General features: G+C 28.9%; 3 protein-coding genes. All 3 read right to left on the bottom strand.

The window, feature by feature from the left end; all coding sequences use genetic code 11:
* Nucleotides 1–1,862 (bottom strand): FtsX-like permease family protein (locus J7M77_RS07110; protein ID WP_296877142.1); only part of this gene is annotated, 1,862 nt, incomplete at its 3' end.
* Complete coding sequence (locus J7M77_RS07105) at nucleotides 1,859–2,614, bottom strand: ABC transporter ATP-binding protein (RefSeq protein WP_296877141.1); 756 nt, start codon at nucleotides 2,612–2,614, stop codon at nucleotides 1,859–1,861. The genes J7M77_RS07105 and J7M77_RS07110, both read right to left, overlap by 4 nt.
* Nucleotides 2,615–2,759: 145 nt before the next feature.
* Nucleotides 2,760–4,089 (bottom strand): AAA family ATPase (locus J7M77_RS07100; protein WP_296877140.1); only part of this gene is annotated, 1,330 nt, incomplete at its 5' end.

The following is a 4,089-nucleotide window of genomic DNA, read 5'->3' as shown; positions in this document are numbered from 1 at the left end:
TGATAAGCAAAATAGAAAATAACTAAAATTACTATAACACTAATAATATTAATTAAATACAATTCCGTTTTCATTGTATTTGCTAGGGCATGAACGGAAAAGTATGATGAAATTGCCATTAAGACAAACGGGCAATAGTAAGCAAAACGAATTTCATTACGAATTGATTTTATGATTTGGCGTTCGCTAATTCCAAGCTTTCTTAAAATTAAATAACGATCACGATCTTCATAAGCCTCATTGCTTACTTTCATAAAGATGATACTGCCACTAGCTAAAATAAATACGACAAAAAGAAAGACACAAATTGAATATAAAACCCTAACCCAGGAAATATCCCTATTATTAGGATCTACTGCTATATAGCTAACTAAATTATTATTATCTTCTACTGATATCCCATCAAGAAAAGCAAAAGATGTCTGGTAATTATCAATATCTTTAATTTTATAATTATAGATATAATATTCATTACTGGTTGTTTTTAATTGTTCATAAGTTTCATCACTAACGACATACATATTAATGTTTTCTTGAACTATACCTAAATATGATGTATTAGTTTCTGCTACAATCTGGTAATCATGATTATTAATAGTAACACTTGGATTAGTTTCGGGATCAGAAATATCTAATAAATATAGTCTGGTTAATTGGATTGCCTGATCATTAGTTAATTTAGGTAAATCAAAATCAATCTTGGCTGCTTTAGCCATTTGTTCTAACTGACTATAAGCGATGATTCCATAATTAACATAAGTGTATTTGCTTTTAACACTATTACTATCTAATGAAAGCATTTGATAATCATTATAATATTTAATTTCGTTAGTAGTACTAATACCTTGATTCAATTCAGTCTGGTTTAAACTATGATTAGCCATGATTGTATAGGTATAAGTACTTCTAAAATGATCAATATTATCATAACGCTGTTTCATCGCAAAAGCAGTAGCTAAAACAGTTACTGAACAAATCATTAAAATAGTAACAATAGCATAAGTTCGATAATTCTTTTTTAACCGAAAAGCCAAATTATTGATCCAGATGATTCGTTGTTTTTGATATAAATATTTTTTACTTTGACTTAGCTTTGATATTAAATAAGGGATCAAAGCATCATAAAGAAAATAAATTCCAACTATTACTAAGATAACAGCATAAAAGATATACATAAATGATGACATATCTCCAACCTGTAAGGCAAAGTAATAACCTCCAAGTAATAAAAATAAACCAATTAATGCTTTAAGCAAAGCAAATACCCCTTTGACTCTTTTCATTTCATTTTGTTTAATAGCAGCTAATAATTCAACAACACTGCTTTTTACAATATTTAGATATCCTTTGACGATCATCATGATAAAAATAACTGCAAACAAAATAATCGTAATTAAAAATGGAGCGATACTTAATTGAAACGAAACATCAACACTTAAATCAGAAATCGCTAATAATAACATAGTAAACAGTTTTGAAAAAACAACCCCACTACCAATTCCAATCACTAATGACAATAAAGCTACTAGTGAAATTTCAATAACATACATTTTACCAATCTTACTATTATCTAATCCCATGAAAATAAAGATTCCAATTTCTTTTTTGCGCTGGTTTAAAAAGACATTAGTAGCATACCAAATAAAGAAAAAGACAAAGATGATAAAAACAATCGAAATAACTTGAATGATCGTAGTTATATAATCACTATTTTTATCTTTTAAAACATCCATTGCTTTAGAATAAGCAATATTTTGAAAATTAAAGAAAACAAAGATTGAAAATGATAATGAAATAATTAATGATAAATAATTTTTAATACTGCGCTTAAAATTAGAATATGCTAGTTTAGATAAACTCATGATAAATCACTCCTACTTGAAGCTAATAAACTTAAAATTTCATCATAAAACTGTTCTTGACTGCCACTATGATTTAAACGACATTTAATCATTCCATCTTCTAACATGTAAACCTGTTTTGCCCAACTGGCACTATAAGCATCATGAGTAACCATTAAAATTGTAGCATTATTTTGTTCATTAGCATTTTTTAGTGATACTAATAAATCTTTACTTGATCGGCTATCAAGAGCTCCAGTTGGTTCATCAGCAAAGATTATTCTTGGATTGGTAATTAAAGCCCGAGCGCTAGCACCACGCTGTTTTTGACCGCCAGATAATTGATAAGGGTATTTGTTTAAATGACTACTTAATCCAAATAAATGCGCCATGAGTTTTACTCGTTTTACTATTTCAACACTTTTTACTCCATTTAAGCTAAGCGGTAAAGCAATGTTATCTTGTAAGGTCATATTATCTAACAAATTATAATCTTGAAAAATAAATCCGATTTTTTCTTGTCTAATCTTTGATAAACGTTTATTACTTACATTAGTAATATCTTCACCATCAATAATAATTTGTCCATGAGTCGGTGTATCTAAAGTTGAAATCAAATTTAAAAAAGTTGATTTTCCAGCTCCCGATGGTCCCATGATTGCAATAAAATCATTTTCGTAAATATCCATATTGATATTTTTCAATACCTTAGTAGTATAATCCTTACCACCAAAACTTTTAGTAAGATTCTTTATTTCAACAACCTTTTTCATTAAAACTCCTCCTTCATTACACCTTCATTTTACAATTTATCTAAATTAAAATCCTAACGAATAACTAACAGTTTTACTTCCAATCTAACATTTTTGTAATCTTAAAAAAGACAATCCATTTTGAGATAGACTGTCTAAATAATTATTATGCTTTAGTAATAATACACTGTTTCTTATAAAAAGATATTCCATAACCAATTACATTTTCATATCCTTCATCTTCTAATCCTTCGATATATTTTTGATCGATGATTTGTTCACTTGCCTTACTGCTATCTTTTCTTAATTCTTTAATACTATTTGAATGCTTGCATTCAATGACAATTGCTTCGTCATCAATCTCCATTGGCAGCATCGCCAAATCAAATCTTCCATCACCGCTTTCTCGATTTGACTTCACATCATAACCATCCACGTTTAAAAAACCGACCATAAAGCCATGATAAAATGACTCGTAGTTATCATAATAGCTGATACTGTTTTTTAAGACTTTGTTTAATACTTTCTGAGCTTCTTTTTCTTTTCTTTCAAGCAACAATTCAATAAAGTCACTTCTTCTTTCCTTCTGGTATCCTTCAAACCATTTCATAAAGATATCTTCATAGATGTATTTGACTTCTTTATTAGGAATAATTAATTCATAAGTATTTTGCACTAATTCTTTGCTTTCTGGATCATAAACCTTATCCTTGATTTTTAAATATCCGGTATACAGTAAGAAACTGTAGATATCATCATTCATCTTTCCTGGAGTTTTAAAATCCATTTCCCGATAAGTAAGTTCCGGTGTAACTTTCTTGATGATGCTTTTACCATTGATCAGTTCTTCAAATTCTTCCTTCATTTTTAGTGTTCCATTTTTGATATACTGTCTAACTAAATCATTACTGCTGGTATTGGCCCAGAAAGACATTGCTTCATACTGGTCGTCTACAAGTACCTTTTTAATATAATTCAATACACTCCAGGGATTATAGATATCTGTTCTACCAAACAGATATCCGTCATACCAATCTTTCATATCCTGACGTTTACTTATCAAATTATAATAGTTTAATAAATCATCGATTTCTTTTTGCGTAAAACCAAAATACTCACTTGCTTCCTTGTCGCTGATCGTTCTAACTGTAAAATTATTAAGACCGGTAAAGATACTTTCTTTGGCTATTCTTAAACAGCCGGTAAGAATACCTCTTTCTAAAGCATCATTGGTTTTTAAACCTGCTGATAAGACACTTTTTAAAAAGCTGACCATTTCATCATAGTAACCATGATTAAAGGCACTTTGAAGCGGTACATCGTATTCATCAATTAAGATAATGACTTTTTGATGATAATGTTTTTCCAGAAAAAGACTTAAATTATATAAAGCGTCTCTTAGATCACTTTCTGATACGTTTTTACAACGATAACTGTTTAATAATTGTTTTTCAGGAGAACTTAAATAAGGACTTTCAATCAATTCTGAATTATCC

Origin of the sequence: Thomasclavelia sp. (assembly GCF_017889095.1) — a bacterium.
GTDB lineage: Bacteria > Bacillota_I > Bacilli_A > Erysipelotrichales > Coprobacillaceae > Thomasclavelia.
This window is presented reverse-complemented; position numbering and strand designations above follow the sequence as displayed.

Excerpts from the sequence above, each read along its gene's own strand:
- J7M77_RS07105 (WP_296877141.1), bottom strand. The coding sequence starts at position 2,614 with ATGAAAAAGGTTGTTGAAATAAAGAATCTTACTAAAAGTTTTGGTGGT.